Source organism: Candidatus Caldatribacterium saccharofermentans, assembly GCF_050267035.1.
Classification (GTDB): Bacteria; Atribacterota; Atribacteria; order Atribacterales; family Caldatribacteriaceae; genus Caldatribacterium; species Caldatribacterium saccharofermentans.
Window position 1 is genome coordinate 815,370 of sequence record NZ_CP187957.1, and the last position, 13,631, is coordinate 829,000.

The 13,631-nt window shown below is 52.1% G+C and carries 16 protein-coding genes; 12 read left to right on the forward strand and 4 right to left on the reverse strand.

Annotation, left to right across the window (positions count from 1 at the left end; all coding sequences use genetic code 11):
* Positions 1-120 precede the first annotated feature (120 nt).
* The 4 genes from ACPT9Q_RS04195 to ACPT9Q_RS04210 all read right to left on the reverse strand — a co-directional run bounded on the left by ACPT9Q_RS04195 (position 121) and on the right by ACPT9Q_RS04210 (position 1,614).
* The gene (locus ACPT9Q_RS04195) at positions 121-396 is read right to left on the reverse strand and encodes a dual OB domain-containing protein (protein ID WP_427366439.1); all 276 of its coding nucleotides are present in this window, start codon (positions 394-396) and stop codon (positions 121-123) included.
* A 70-nt stretch (positions 397-466) separates the two neighbouring features.
* Positions 467-730, reverse strand: coding sequence for a dual OB domain-containing protein (locus tag ACPT9Q_RS04200; protein WP_427366440.1), 264 nt, complete (start codon positions 728-730; stop codon positions 467-469).
* Entirely contained in the window at positions 681-1,115 is a 435-nt protein-coding gene (locus ACPT9Q_RS04205; RefSeq protein WP_427366441.1) for a DUF488 family protein, read from the reverse strand. The genes ACPT9Q_RS04200 and ACPT9Q_RS04205 overlap by 50 nt, the downstream gene beginning before the upstream one ends.
* Before the next feature lie 10 nt (positions 1,116-1,125).
* Entirely contained in the window at positions 1,126-1,614 is a 489-nt protein-coding gene (locus ACPT9Q_RS04210; protein WP_427366442.1) for a DUF488 family protein, read from the reverse strand.
* Positions 1,615-1,774: 160 nt separating this feature from the next.
* Between ACPT9Q_RS04210 and ACPT9Q_RS04215 the strand changes: the two genes are divergently transcribed.
* The 12 genes from ACPT9Q_RS04215 (at position 1,775) to ACPT9Q_RS04270 (ending at position 13,623) form a co-directional block, all read left to right on the forward strand.
* Positions 1,775-2,977 carry an ROK family protein gene (locus ACPT9Q_RS04215; protein WP_427366443.1) on the forward strand — a complete coding sequence of 401 codons (1,203 nt, stop codon included), beginning with the start codon at positions 1,775-1,777 and terminating at the stop codon, positions 2,975-2,977.
* Positions 2,978-2,990: 13 nt separating this feature from the next.
* Positions 2,991-3,854: a sugar phosphate isomerase/epimerase family protein gene (locus ACPT9Q_RS04220; RefSeq protein ID WP_427366444.1), complete on the forward strand. Its 864-nt coding sequence runs from the start codon at positions 2,991-2,993 to the stop codon at positions 3,852-3,854.
* Between the two features lie 58 nt (positions 3,855-3,912).
* Positions 3,913-5,145 carry an ABC transporter substrate-binding protein gene (locus tag ACPT9Q_RS04225; RefSeq protein WP_427366445.1) on the forward strand — a complete coding sequence of 411 codons (1,233 nt, stop codon included), beginning with the start codon at positions 3,913-3,915 and terminating at the stop codon, positions 5,143-5,145.
* 60 nt (positions 5,146-5,205) lie between these two features.
* On the forward strand, positions 5,206-6,099 hold the full coding sequence (locus ACPT9Q_RS04230; protein WP_427366446.1) for a carbohydrate ABC transporter permease: 894 nt from the start codon (positions 5,206-5,208) through the stop codon (positions 6,097-6,099).
* A gap of 1 nt (position 6,100) precedes the next feature.
* Entirely contained in the window at positions 6,101-6,925 is an 825-nt protein-coding gene (locus ACPT9Q_RS04235) for a carbohydrate ABC transporter permease (protein ID WP_427366447.1), read from the forward strand.
* Between the two features lie 137 nt (positions 6,926-7,062).
* Positions 7,063-7,824 carry a helix-turn-helix domain-containing protein gene (locus ACPT9Q_RS04240; RefSeq protein ID WP_427366448.1) on the forward strand — a complete coding sequence of 254 codons (762 nt, stop codon included), beginning with the start codon at positions 7,063-7,065 and terminating at the stop codon, positions 7,822-7,824.
* On the forward strand, positions 7,806-8,123 hold the full coding sequence (locus tag ACPT9Q_RS04245) for an integrase core domain-containing protein (protein WP_427366449.1): 318 nt from the start codon (positions 7,806-7,808) through the stop codon (positions 8,121-8,123). The genes ACPT9Q_RS04240 and ACPT9Q_RS04245 overlap by 19 nt, the downstream gene beginning before the upstream one ends.
* Before the next feature lie 83 nt (positions 8,124-8,206).
* Positions 8,207-9,370: an ROK family protein gene (locus tag ACPT9Q_RS04250; protein WP_427366450.1), complete on the forward strand. Its 1,164-nt coding sequence runs from the start codon at positions 8,207-8,209 to the stop codon at positions 9,368-9,370.
* A gap of 12 nt (positions 9,371-9,382) precedes the next feature.
* Positions 9,383-10,417, forward strand: a complete 1,035-nt coding sequence (locus ACPT9Q_RS04255; RefSeq protein WP_427366451.1) for a Gfo/Idh/MocA family protein — start codon at positions 9,383-9,385, stop codon at positions 10,415-10,417.
* Positions 10,418-10,506: 89 nt separating this feature from the next.
* Entirely contained in the window at positions 10,507-11,850 is a 1,344-nt protein-coding gene (locus tag ACPT9Q_RS04260) for an ABC transporter substrate-binding protein (RefSeq protein WP_427366452.1), read from the forward strand.
* 57 nt (positions 11,851-11,907) lie between these two features.
* Positions 11,908-12,792 carry a carbohydrate ABC transporter permease gene (locus ACPT9Q_RS04265; protein ID WP_427366453.1) on the forward strand — a complete coding sequence of 295 codons (885 nt, stop codon included), beginning with the start codon at positions 11,908-11,910 and terminating at the stop codon, positions 12,790-12,792.
* A gap of 99 nt (positions 12,793-12,891) precedes the next feature.
* Positions 12,892-13,623: a carbohydrate ABC transporter permease gene (locus ACPT9Q_RS04270; RefSeq protein WP_427366454.1), complete on the forward strand. Its 732-nt coding sequence runs from the start codon at positions 12,892-12,894 to the stop codon at positions 13,621-13,623.
* The last annotated feature ends 8 nt before the right edge of the window (positions 13,624-13,631 follow it).

Here is a 13,631-nt window from a genome sequence, read left to right on the forward strand (position 1 = left end):
AGTGCTCCTGTCAAGCACGCTGGAAGTATCCGGAAAAGACCTCTCTCCTGCTCTACGACAAGGAAAACCGGAAAAGCCTCCCCCAGAAAAATGCCGCGGTACTCCCCGAAAGTCAGAGTTTCAGCAACCGCCCCGCCATCGCACCACCTGAAGAGGGAAGACGATAATGGCCGCAACAAGCTTGTAAAAGGCTCCTCTGAACTCTTCCCCCAGACTTATGGTGAGAAAGACCCTGGCACCAGGAGCAAGGGGTACAACCTGGGTAAAAGGGTATTCTTCTTCCGGGGGAAATCTCTCCATGTGCTCCCTGTAGATGGGGTCAGTCACCACGAGGTCGTAACGCTCGTCACCGAGCAAAAAACGAGCTCTCGTCTGGAATCCCTCTCTACGCCTCACCAGCCGAAGCCTCAACTCTTCCGGTTCCACAAGAAGCAACAAGGAGCGGGGTGGGCGTTTTCGGAACTCCTCATTCCCTTTTTGCCACCTCAAGGGGCAAAACTTCCCGACCATCGTCGTAGCAGTATTGAGACCCAAAAAGTGCGCCCCGGGCTTCGGCATTATCCGATACCGGCCGTACCCATTTTCCATCATCAAGGCACACCCCAGCGATGCATCGTCCCTGGTACTTAACGGAGTTCGCCAGACAAAGAATCTCAAAGACTGGCACCTCTTCTCCCCTCTCAAAGGTGGACGATTTCCAGTCCACCCCAGTGTCCCCGGAGATACTCAAGGATTAGCCTCCTGTGGCAGTGCGTGGGAGAGGCTTCGCTACAGAGAAGCACCGTAGGCAGGGCAAAAAGATCCGGGGAAAACTTCTGTTCTACGGCCCGTTCCCGCAAAAGCGCCAGGAACTCTTTCTCGTAATCTTCCCAGGAATACTGTCCCGTACGGTATTTCCTCAGCATTTCCCCGGTAGGAGCAAAAAGAGGTTCATGGCGGTATTCGGCACAGAGAATGCGTTCCAGAAAGAACTGGAGATCTTCACGCTTCGTGAATCCGGCAAGCTGTGAGGCGTTGTGCAACCGGACATCGATGACCCTTTTGATGCCGGCTTCTTCCAGTTTCCCAAAAAAACTCCCGGGCACTTTTCCCGCCAGAGCCGATACTGTACACACGCATGGTTTCTCACCCCTTTAGAGGCAGCGTCGGGAATACCTCGTCGGTGCTATCAATTGCACCATTCCCCCGAATGTGGAGCACCTCGACCCCCCGCTCCCTGAAAAGAGGTGCAAGAAGCCGCTTTCTGTGGCACTTCCCGGGGTCTTCCTCCCCACAAAGAAGCGCAAGCCGGAATCTCGCAGCAAGGGCGATGATCTCCTCAACGCCTTCCCGAAGGTGAGGAGAACGCAAGAGGCGCTCGTAGTCCACGGCGCCGTCCTTCCGTCGAAAGGCCTCGTTCTCCGGTTGTCCACCCAGTTTGTCCCCCAGGAAGCGGTACTCGATGCCCTCTTTCTCCAGTGCGTCCTCAAGGGCCCTGCGGTTGAAATGCGGGACGTAGCGGGAGTACGGCCTGGAACGTACGTCAACGACAAGCGCAATCCCATGCTTTCTGAGAAGCTCCAGAAACCTCTCAAAAGGATGACTGGAATGGCCGATGGTGTAGATGGTCAACACAGGAACAATCCCCTCGAAAAAGCCCTTTTTTGGGATTATACCTGCAGAAGTTTCCCCTGAAAAGGGAGATACAACACGTGAGGGGGGTTGACATCGCTCGGAATTTACGGTATAAGGAAAGCAAAGTTTGTTTTTTCAGTAAAAGAATAAAGTGGTACTCATGACCACGCTCTACCAAAAGAGGGTACGAGAGGATAACCTCAGGAAGGTACTCCGCTTCATCCACCGCATGGGGAGTACAAGCCGCCCGGCCATTGCCCAGGAACTCCACCTGAGTCCCGCCACGGTGGCAAGTCTTGTGGCTGAACTCGAGGAGTGTGGTCTTGTCCAGGAAGACGGGCTGGGGAAATCCCGGGGGGGAAGAAAGCCAGCCATCCTCCGCTTCAACGCCGAATGGGCCTGGGTGGTGGCCGCCAAAGTCGGGGTAACCAGAGTCCGGGTGGGCCTGGCCAATCTCAAAGGAGAGCTCAAGGGCAAAAGGGTCGAGCCTCTTGCTTCCCGGAATCCTAAAGACGTGGTGTACCAGGTCACCCGCATGGTCTCCATGCTCCTTGAAGAACTGCCCCACCCCCGAATCCTCGGCATGGGTGTGTGCTGCCCGGGGGTCATTGACCGGGAAACAGGAGAGGTGCTCAAGGCAGTGAACCTGGGATGGGAGAATGTTCCCCTGAGGAGCCTTCTTGCTGAGTATTCTCCCTGGCCCGTTTTCGTAGAAGATGGGGCTGACGCCGGTGCTCTGGGGGAGAAATGGTTTGGTAGCGGCCAGGATGTGGAAAACCTCATCTACGTCGTGGTGGGGAACGGAATTGGGTCAGGAATTATCCTCCATGGAGAGCTGTACACGGGACAGCAACACGTCGCTGGGGAGTTCGGGCACACAAGCATCGATTTCTCTGGCCCTTCCTGCCCCTGCGGCAATCGAGGGTGCCTTGAGCTCTACGCTTCAGCCCGGGCCCTGGTCCGAAGGGTTGAAAAGGCACTGCAACAAGGGGAAAAGACTCTTATCCGCAACTTCCTCGAGGAAGGCAAAGACCTCACCGCGGAACTCGTGAGCGAAGCCGCATACCTCGGTGATTCCTTTGCCTTGCAGCTCCTCGAAGAGACAGGAACACTCCTTGGCCGGGCAATTGGTAACCTCGTTAACCTCTTCGATCCGGAACTCGTCGTCATCGGCGGAGGACTCTCTCTCGCCCATCCGGTGTTCTTCGAGAGCTTGAAGAGAACCGTGGAAATCCAGTCTCTTTTCCTCCATCGAAGACCAGTGGCAGTACGGAGAGCATTCTTCGGTGGGGACTCAGAACTCGTAGGGGCCGCAGCCTTGACGGTTGAGCGGGTTTTTGGTGAACGGGTACCAATCCTCTGAAAGGAGGGAAACCATGAAAAAAGGTATCAACCAGTGGGCATTTCCTGGTAACGCCACCTTCCGCGATATCTTCACCCTTGCTGCAAAGTACGGCTTTGCAGGCGTTGAACTCTGCCCAGATGAGGAAGGGATGTTCCCCTTAAAGCCGGATAGGGAGGTTCTCCAGGAAATTCGCAGTCTCTCACAGGAAACGAAGGTCGAGGTTCGAAGCCTAGCCACAGGGCTTTTCTGGAAATACAATCTTGCCTCTCCCGACCCTGCTCGCCGGGATAAAGCAAAAGATGTGGTCAAGGCCCTGGTCGATCTCGCCTATGAGCTTTCTGTCCCCTCGGTTCTCGTCATCCCCGGGTACGTCCACGTTCCCTGGGACCCGGCATCCGAACTCGTCCCTTACGGAGAGGTCATAGAACGTGCCCGGGAGTCCCTGCACGAGGTCCTTCCCTACGCCCAGAGTGCCGGTGTCGTCTTAGCCTTAGAAAACGTCTGGAACGAGTGTTTCCTCTCCCCTCTTGAGTTTGCTGCTTTCATCGACTCCTTTAATAGCCCCTTCGTGCAGGCCCATTTCGACACCGGGAATGTGGTGCTCTTCGGGTATCCGGAACAGTGGATTGCGACCCTCGGGAAGCGCATCGCCACAGTCCACGTGAAGGATTTCAAAAAAGAGGTTGGTACGCTCCAGGGATTCTGCCTTCCCCTTGAAGGCGACGTGAACTGGCCCAAAGTTATGGAAGCACTCCGGAACATCCCCTACAATGACTACCTCATCGCCGAATTCATTCCTCCCTATCGCCACAGTAGTGAAGCGCTCCTGGCCAACCTCTCCTACAACTTAGACGTTTTGATCAACCTCATCCAGGGAGGTGATGCGAAGGGGTAGAAAAAAGGATGCCCAGGTGCTTCAAAAACTCAGAAATTCTTAAGAAGGAGGGAGGACCATGAGGCGGTGGATCATCGGCTGTGTGGTGGTTGTGACAATGGTGCTCGTGCTTTCGGCTCTTGCAGGAGCCCAGAAGAAGGTGAGCATCCTCTGGATGGAGTACGATGGACTCACCCCGGATTATGCCCTGAACCTCGAAAAGGCCTTCGAAGAAGCGAATCCCGGTGTCGACCTTGAAATCATCTCCACCCCCTGGAACCTCGGGCACGACCGGCTCATTTCCCTTCTTGCCGGGAAAGAACCTCCAGACCTTGCAGTCATCGGAACCCGGTGGCTCCTTGAGCTCCTCGACATGGACGTTGTGGAACCCATCGAGAAATGGGTAAGCAAGGACCTCCTCAACAACATCGACCCGGCCCTCATGGAAGGCAAGGTGAAAGGCGTGCTCTACGGGCTTCCGGTTGCCGCCGGAACGCGCCTCATGTACTACCGTTCGGACATCATCGACAAAGCCCCAGAGACCTTCGAGGAAATGCTCACCATCGCCCAGAAGATCAACAAACCCGAAGAGAAGTTCTATGCCGTGGGCATGGCGGGGAAAAAGTACGTGGAACTCACGGAGCACGCATACTACCTTTTCGGCAACGGCGGTTACTACTTCGAGATGCTTCCTGACGGGAGCTATGGGAAGTGCAGGGTGAACGACGAAGCCGGCGTTGGTGCCCTGACCTTCATGAACGACCTCGTGAACAAGTACAAGGTCACCCAGCCCGGTGTGACTGCCTACACCCGGGATGAGGTCCAGGACCTCTTCGTCGCCGGAAACCTCGGTATTTTCCTGAGCGGTGGATTCACGGCCGCACTTCTTGAACAGCGGGGTGTAACTTTCAAATGGGACGTTGCTCCTATGCCGCACTTTGAAGGGAAACCCCAGAGCACCCTCATCGTGACCGACTCCATCGTCCTCTTCAAGACCTCAGACGCCAAGGAAGAGGCCGGGAAATTCCTTGATTTCTTCTACTCCGACCCCTGGAGGATTCAGTTCGACAAGATGGTGGGCTTCCCGCCGGTTACCAAATCCCTGGCTAATGACCCCTTCTTCCAGAAGCCGGTCTACAAGGTCATGATTGAGCAGATTCCGAATGCCAAGGGCTGGCCGCTCATCCCCGAGTGGCCCGAGTGCAACGACATCATCTGGGACAATATCGTCGCCACTTTCCTTGGTGAGAAAGACCCGAAGACCGCCATGGACGACGCTGCCCGGGAAATCGACGCCCTGCGGGGCATGTGAAAGAAAACCGGGAGGGCGAGTGCCCTCCCGGTTTTCTTTCGTAAAGGAGGGAAGGCGAGGTTGCAGAAAGGAAAGTTCTGGAAAACGGAATCGGGTCTGGCGTTTTTCTTCCTCCTCCCCGCCTGCGTCTTCCTTTTGCTTTTCATGTTCTATCCCATCGTGTACGTCATCCTCATGTCCTTTTTCAAGGTGAACAAGCTCGGGGACCTCGTGAGCTTCTCCGGTCTTGCCAACTTCCGCTTCATGTTCGACCGGCCCGAGTTCTGGCAAATCATCGTCCGATCCTGCGTGTGGACCGCTTCAGCCGTAGCGGTGAAAACGGGGATAGGCCTTGTGATTGCCCTGCTTTTAAACGTGGACTTCCGGGGAAGGAAAGTCGCCCGGAGTCTTGTGATCATCCCCTGGGCAAGCTCTGTTCCAATCAGCGCCATGATCTGGCAGTGGACCTACAACAACGACTTTGGACTTTTGAACCATACTCTGAGGACTCTACGGATTTTCGGCGAGCCACCCATCTGGCTTGCCGAACCCCGTTCGGCGTTCTTCGCCAACCTCTGGGTGGACATCTGGTGCGGTATTCCCTTCATGGCACTCGTTTTCCTTGCGGGACTCCAGGCCATTCCTCAAGAACTCTATGAAGCTGCCGAAGTCGACGGTGCTACACCTTTTGCCAAATTCCGCTTCGTGACCCTGCCCCTTTTAAGCAGCGTCCTCACGGTGGCCACGCTCCTTTCGATTCTCTGGACCTTCAACGATTTCAACGTCATTTACGTTCTCACCGGCGGTGGGCCGGGGACATCCACCGACATCCTCATCACGTACATCTACAAGTACGCCTTCCAGTACCTGCGCTTTGGACCGGCCGCTGCCATGGCGGTCATCACTTTTGTGATTCTCCTCACCGTGAGCATCCTCTATGCCCGGAGCTACTTCAAAGGAGGAGGGGTGTACTGAAATGCGAAGGCGCAACCTCTACTTTGTGTATCCCCTCATCGTCTTCATCCTCCTCGTCCTCCTTTTCCCCTTCTTTGTCATGGTCTCAACGGCCCTGAAGCCCCTTGAGGAAGTCTACGCCACACCTCCCCACTGGATTCCTCGAACCATCCGCTGGGCGAACTTCAGCGACATCTGGGTAAAGTACCCCATGGGGGCGTACTTCAAAAATAGCTTCATCGTGGCCCTGGGGGCTACTCTTGTGAACATGGCTTTCTGCATCCCTGCAGCGTACGCAGTGGCACGGCTCCGCTTCCGCTCGAAAAGCTTCATCATGTACCTCATTCTTGTCGTGCAGATGTTCTCTCCCATCATCGTGGTCATATCGCTTTTCAAAATCATCGCACGCCTCGGGCTTTTAAACACCCTCCTCTCCCTCATCCTCACAAACAGCGTCTTCACCCTCACCTTCTCCATATGGCTCCTTGGCGGGTACTTCCGCAACGTCCCGAAAGAAATCGAAGAAGCTGCGCTCATCGACGGATGCACGAGGCTCCAGGCCATTGTCCGGGTGCTTTTGCCCGTTGCCATGCCCGGGGTGGTCACCACTATCATCTACACCTTCATCACTGCCTGGAACGAATTCATGTTCGCCCTGACCTTCATCCAGTCCATGGACAAGCGACCCCTTACCCTGGGACTGTACAACTTCATTGGCCGCTGGACCGTCCAGTGGCAGTACCTCATGGCGGCAGCGCTCCTTGCCCTGCTCCCGGTGGTGATCCTCTTCTTCTTCATCGAGCGGGAACTCGTGCACGGGCTGGCCGGCGGTGCCGTGAAGGGATAAAAAAAGGGGGTCGAGGAGTTCTCACAGATGGATAGGTTCACAGAGATCTGCAACAGGTAGGGTAGACAAAAAGGTGCAGGACCCTGTATCCTAACTCGGTGTCGAAAACCCTAAGAGAAGGGAGGCCCTGCACCTACATGAAGAGTAGCACAAAGGGAGCAAGGATTCTTCCAGCATATTCTGGTGCGTCCATGCACCTGGTGAGCTTCCCCCATGGAAGCTCCATTGCTAAGCTCGCTAGAATCCATGGACTCTCAAAAAAAGCCAGGATTCGCCTTGAAATCCTCGACTTTGCTAAAACCCACCCTGTGGCCGTCACTTGCCGGAGGTACGGAATAGCTCGAAGCACCTACTACCGGTGGAAGAAAAAGTTCAACCCCAGAAACCTCCAAAGCCTTGAGGATAGGTCCAGAAGACCCAAAAAGGTCCGGAAGCCCCAGTGGACCTCAGAGCTTGTGGAGAGGATTCAAAGACTCCGGGAGGAATTCCCCTTCCTGGGGAAAGGGAAGCTCACCGTCCTCCTCAGGAGAGAGGGTTTCACCGCTTCTTCCTCCACCGTGGGGAGGATCCTCAGGTATCTCAAGACCCGGGGTCTCCTCAAAGAGGGAGAGAAACCGAGGAGGGTTTCTGCGACAAAAAGCCCACGGGGGAATCAAAGACCCCATGCCCAGAGAAAACCCAGAGACTACAAGGTGGTATCCCCAGGAGACCTCATCGCCATCGATACCCTGGACATCCGTCCCCTTCCTGGAAAGGTGTATAGGGAATTCCTGCCGGAGATCTCGTCTTGCGGTGGGCCTATTCCTCCCTCCATGCTCAAGCCACGGCCAACCTCGCCAGGGTGTTCCTCGAGGAACTCCTCAGGAAGTGCCCCTTTCCGGTGCGGGCTATTCAGGTAGATGGAGGAAGTGAATTCTATGGGGAATTTGAGGAGGCCTGCAAGGAATACGGTATCAAGCTCTTCGTCCTTCCTCCAAGGTCTCCCAAGCTCAATGGGATGGTGGAACGGCTCAACCGGACCTTCCGGGAGGAGTTCTGGGTGCACTATGAGGATGAAGTAGATCTTGCAACCATGAGGTTCCACCTTAAAAGGTGGACGGAAGAGGTGTACAATAGGAAAAGACCACACTGGAGCTTGGGATACAGGAGTCCTTGGGAGTACCTGAGAGACACCGGACTTGTTGAGTGTCCCACATGATGTGGACCTATACAACAGATTGACAGATTTATTTGTGTAAAATATAATTCGTTCGGAGGACGAATAAATTCAGGGGGTAGAACATGCACCACACATTTACAAGCTCAAAGGTCAATGCTCTCCATAAATCAATGGTTTTCCGCTTTATATGGAAAAGAAAACTCACTTCACGACCGGAAATAAGCAAAACCTTTGGCTTTAGCAAGTCCACAGTTTCGGAAATCGTTCGCGATCTCACAGAAGAAGGCCTTATTACAGCTTCGGGCTTCAGTAATTCTGCTTCTCTGGGGCGGAAAGCTGAGCTCTTATCCATAAATCCTAATGGTCCCAAGATTGTTAGCCTTCTCCTGAAGGACACAGGAGAAATTGATGCTGCTCTCTTGAACCTTGATGGGAACATAGTCAAAAGGATAGGTGCCGTTTTGCCCTGGAGGGCTCCGTCTCCAAAAGAAGCTGTGGAATGTATCTTAGAAACGTTAAACAAAGTTCTGGTCTCTCCGACAATTCTTGGAATTGGCATAGGCGTACCGGGTATTGTTGATCACCATACGGGGCGAATCGAATATTCTGCCCACTTCAACTGGACGGACTTTCCCCTTGGAGAAATGATACAGGAAAAACTCCCATATCCTGTATTCATAGAGAACCGCACCATTGCCGCTACTCTTGGGGAGATGTGGTATGGAAAGGCACTGGGGAGTCGAGATTTCATTTGCATTCACTGCGGTGACGTTTTCGCAGCAGGAATCGTAATCGGAGAAAAAATCCACAGAGGCGGTCTCAAAGGAGCTGGCGAGATAGGTCACATTTCCATACATCGAGCGGATCCACAAACATGTTCTTGCGGAAGAAAAGGATGTGCAGAAACCATCGTTGCTTTGCCGTCCATCATGCAGCGGCTGGGGAAAGTTCACCACAGTGAGAAAGAGTCTCTTGCTTTCCTCCGTGAGTATTGTAACGTCCCGGAAGTTAAGACTCTCCTTGAAGAGGCTTTTGAAGTTATTGGTGAAGTTACAGCTATTCTCATCAACACCCTTGCACCTGAAAAAGTCATTTTCACCGGAACCCTCTCGAAAATAGACCCTCCCCTTTTTCTCCACACAATTGAGAGGATAGTAAACCAAAAAGCGCTTTATCCCCTGGTTCACAGGATTGCCCTGGAAATAAGTTCCCTTAAAGAAGGTGAAGAAGCCCTGTGGGGCGCAGCAGTTGTAATGGAACGCCTGTTTGCGACAAACATTCTATGAGGGGGATAAACTATGGAGAAGATAGGGTTTGGCATCGTTGGAGCAGGTATGTGGGGTGAGGCTCATGCCCGTATCTACTCCTCACATCCATATTCCCGTCTTGTGGCGGTAAGCGATATCGTTGAGGAAAAAGCACAGGCTTTAGCTGCAAAGTATGGAGCAAAAAGGCATTATACTGACTTTCGCAAGTTAATGGAAGATCCTGAAGTGGAAGCTGTTGCAATCGTAACTCCCGATTTTGCCCACCGTGACCCGTTCATCGCTGCAATGGAGGCAGGAAAACACGTCATTGTCGAGAAACCACTGGCGACTGATGAAGCAGACCTACAAGCAATGAAGAAAGCATACGAAAAACAAAAGGACCGGACAAGGGTCATGGTCGATTTTCACTCTCGATTTAGCCCCCCTATTGTTATTGCTCGAGACACTATTCAAAGAGGAGACTTGGGAGAAATCATTTCCGCTTATTACAGGCTCAACGATACTATCTATGTTCCCACCCAGATGCTCTCCTGGGCAAGGCACTCTTCCATTCTGTGGTTTTTGGGAAGCCATGCCATTGATACGCTTCGCTTTCTCATCGGAAGTGAAGTGAGGAGGGTTTACTCTGTCTCACGGTCCGAAGTCTTAGTGAAACGTGGAATTCCAGTCGCTGACATCTACCAAAGCATCCTCGAGTTTGAAAATGGTGTTATTGCTACGATTGAAAATAACTGGATCGTCCCCAATACCCATCCCCACTGGAATGATATTAAATTGAACATCCTGGGAAGCAAGGGCATGATCAACATGGACCTTACAAACAACCAGGCCTTCGAGCGTTACTTAGAGCACAAAAGCGACCATCCCGACTTCCTCATTATGCCCATTATTCATGGGAAACCAATGGGCTTTGCCCATGAGAGCATTCGAGATTTTGTGGAGAAACTCATAAGCGGGGAAAAATTTTTGGCCGATTTTGAGGATGGATACCGGGTAAGTAAAGTCATCCTTGCCCTTATGGCCTCGGCAGAGGAGAGAATGCCCCGTGAGGTTCAGTATGATTGAAAGGAGGTGAAAGCACAACCTTCTGTTTGTATGGTGTAAAAGGTACAGAGACTAAAGAACTTTCTCAGAAACTCGAAGGGGGGATTTCCATGAGTCGCTGTGTCGCGTTAGTGGCATGTGTGATGATATTCATCATGAGTGTGGCATGCCTGGTATGGGCCGAGGAACTCCCGCCAGACGTTAGTAACTGGGTTAACCTTGTGCGAGAGAAACTCGGAGGAGCAACAATTACCTGTGCCTTCTGCCCTCACCCCACAACTGATGCCATGCAAGCAATGGTCGACGAATTCACAAAGCTTACGGGAATCCGAGTGCGATGGGACATCATCGAGGAAGGGTATCTCCGGCAAAAGCTCCTTATTGAACACCAGGCCAAAACTGCAGTTTATGATGTCCTCCTCATCGACGCTTTTAACATGGCAGAATATGCTCCCAGTGGTGTTGCCATTGATCTCAAACCGCTTCTTGAGAACACAGAGCTGACCCCTTCCTGGTTCGACTACGAAGACATTCTCCCGGCCTACAGAGATGGTATTGGCAAGTACCAAGGAGTTATTTACGGAATACCTGTTGCCGGTGAAACCCGGTATGTCGGGTACCGGAAAGACCTCTTTGAAAAATACGGACAAAAACCTCCGGAAACAATGGATGAATTCCTGAACCTGGCAAAGTTCTTCAAAGGCAAAGAGGAAGGGCTCTATGGTATCGCCATGCGAGGACAAAAGGGCATTCACTTTGGTTCTGGTTGGATGACAGTGATGTACCAATTGGGCGGGCAGTTCCTGGACCAGAAAACCTGGAAGGTTCTCGTAAACGACCCGAAGACAGTCGCTTCACTTGAGTACTATGTTGAACTTTTGAAACAAGGACCACCAGATATTGGAGTCTATACCCATGAAGAAGCCGTATCTGCCTTCACCTCTGGAAAAACAGCAATGTGGTTTGATTCTACCGCCCTGACTCCCTGGATTATCGACCCAACAAAGTCCCAAATCGCTGACAGAGTTGGCTTCGTTCCTCCTCCAGCTGGTCCAGCAGGAGCCTATGGAGCTTTGGCTGGCTGGAATGTAGGTATTTCCAGCGACATAGATGAAAAGCGCAAAGAGGCTGCATGGGCGTTCATTGTCTGGATGACAAGTCGATACAATGCCAAAAAATACGTAGAGAATGGGGGGACACCGGTACGTCGCTCGGTGTACGAAGACCCCGAGTTAGTGGCAAAGAATTGGACGTTCCCCATTCAGCTCGCATCTCTTGAGCGAGCAAACAATCTGGTACAGGCTGGTATTAGCTGGATACCACCTCATCCTAAGTACATGAAAGTACTTGAAGTAGTTGGCGACTACGGCTCGGCGGTTTTAGCGGGTCAGATGACGGCCAAAGAAGCCCTCGACAAGGCCCAAGTCGAAGTAGAGAAAATCATGGCGGAGTAACCCACAGTAGCCAGGGGAGGGGTACCCCTCCCCTGGCACCAATTGGAGGCATGGGCAGTGCGTAAAAGAAAAAAGAGAGAGGCATATTCCTTTATCTTACCTTCTTTAGCTACCCTTGTAGCCATCGTTATCTTCCCTACGATCTTCCTCTGGTATGTAAGCCTTACTAACTACGATTTATCAATGGGATGGGAACAGAAATCCTTTGTGGGGCCCCGAAACTACTTTTTTCTCTTTTTTGAAGACAAAGACTTCTGGCATTCCCTAAGAATCACCCTTTTCTTTACAGCTGTTACGGTTAGCCTGGAGTTTGTGCTGGGCCTTGGAGTCGCTCTTTTATTCCACCGGTACATTTGGGGTAAACGAGTCTGGATGTCCTGTCTCATTCTTCCAATGGTGATTACACCAACGATCATCTCGCTTATTTGGAAACTCATGCTGAACACCGAATATGGGGTACTCAACTTCATTCTCTCGCAACTTGGCCTGGGGAAGGTAAACTGGCTTGGCCCGAAAGAAGCCTTCTGGTCCTTGATATTAGTCGACGTATGGGAATGGACACCTTTTATTGCTCTAATCCTTTATGCAGGCTTACAAGCCTTGCCGCAAGAACCATACGAAGCGGCTGTTGTGGACGGAGCAAATCCCAGACAAATCTTCTTCTACCTGACATTACCTCTCCTGAAACCAATGATTATTATTGCTCTTCTCCTGCGATCCATTGACGCTCTCAAAATGTTCGACGTGGTTTACGGACTGACCCAAGGAGGGCCAGGAAACGCTACCGAGCTTATGAGCCTTCATATCTACCGTCTGGGTTTTCGTCATACAAACTGGATAGGCCGAGCCTCAGCAAATGCCGTTATCCTTCTTTTCTTAAGTACCCTGTTAACTACCGTTCTCCTAAGAACTCTTCGAAGGGAACGCCTTGGAGGAGCGTGAGAATCCTTGTCATCCTTAAAAACCTGGAAGAAAGTCCTTTTAAGCATACTCATCGCACTGGTAGTTGCTGTATGTATTTTCCCATTCGTGTGGATGCTCATGACGTCGCTTAAAACAAGGGTACAGGCTATCAATCCCGCAATATGGATCTTCACTCCCACCCTTGAAAACTATCGTTCTGTTTTTCAGAAAAGGGACTTGCTGCTGTACATCAAGAATAGCGCCATCGTCGTGGTTACCACTACCGCTATCTCTATCTTCCTGGGAACCCTTGCTGCATATGGCTTTGCCCGCTTTCACTTCTCCCGGAAGGAAGACGTAGCTTTCTGGATTCTTTCCTTACGGATGCTTCCTCCCATGGCTGTCGTTATTCCTTTTTTTCTCCTTGGTCGTTTTTTAGGTCTGCTTGACACCCACATTCTCCTCGCCATTGTGTATCTCAGTTTCAACATCCCGTTCACGATATGGATGATGCGGGGGTTTATCGAAGAAATCCCCCAGGAAATTGAGGAAGCAGCCTTAATCGATGGTTGTTCACGTCTAAGAGTTCTTACAAAGATTGTCTTTCCCTTAACACTTCCAGGTATCGCTGCAACAGCTATTTTCTGCGTTATCCAATCGTGGAATGAATTCGCCCTAGCCTTTTTCTTGACAAGCTTCAACGCGAGAACAGTTCCCACAACGGTCACCTTTTTCCTGTCAGTCATGGGGATTATCTGGGGTGAAATGGCTGCCGTGGGGGTTGTAGCAAGCATACCGGTTCTCGCCTTTGCCTTTGTGGTGCAGAAATACCTCGTCAGGGGGTTGACATTCGGAGCTATCAAAAGCTAATTCTCAAT

Excerpts from the sequence above, each read along its gene's own strand:
- ACPT9Q_RS04235 (WP_427366447.1), top strand. The coding sequence starts at position 6,101 with ATGCGAAGGCGCAACCTCTACTTTGTGTATCCCCTCATCGTCTTCATC.
- ACPT9Q_RS04225 (WP_427366445.1), top strand. The coding sequence starts at position 3,913 with ATGAGGCGGTGGATCATCGGCTGTGTGGTGGTTGTGACAATGGTGCTC.
- ACPT9Q_RS04215 (WP_427366443.1), top strand. The coding sequence starts at position 1,775 with ATGACCACGCTCTACCAAAAGAGGGTACGAGAGGATAACCTCAGGAAG.
- ACPT9Q_RS04250 (WP_427366450.1), top strand. The coding sequence starts at position 8,207 with ATGCACCACACATTTACAAGCTCAAAGGTCAATGCTCTCCATAAATCA.
- ACPT9Q_RS04270 (WP_427366454.1), top strand. The coding sequence starts at position 12,892 with ATGACGTCGCTTAAAACAAGGGTACAGGCTATCAATCCCGCAATATGG.
- ACPT9Q_RS04255 (WP_427366451.1), top strand. The coding sequence starts at position 9,383 with ATGGAGAAGATAGGGTTTGGCATCGTTGGAGCAGGTATGTGGGGTGAG.
- ACPT9Q_RS04240 (WP_427366448.1), top strand. The coding sequence starts at position 7,063 with ATGAAGAGTAGCACAAAGGGAGCAAGGATTCTTCCAGCATATTCTGGT.
- ACPT9Q_RS04220 (WP_427366444.1), top strand. The coding sequence starts at position 2,991 with ATGAAAAAAGGTATCAACCAGTGGGCATTTCCTGGTAACGCCACCTTC.
- ACPT9Q_RS04260 (WP_427366452.1), top strand. The coding sequence starts at position 10,507 with ATGAGTCGCTGTGTCGCGTTAGTGGCATGTGTGATGATATTCATCATG.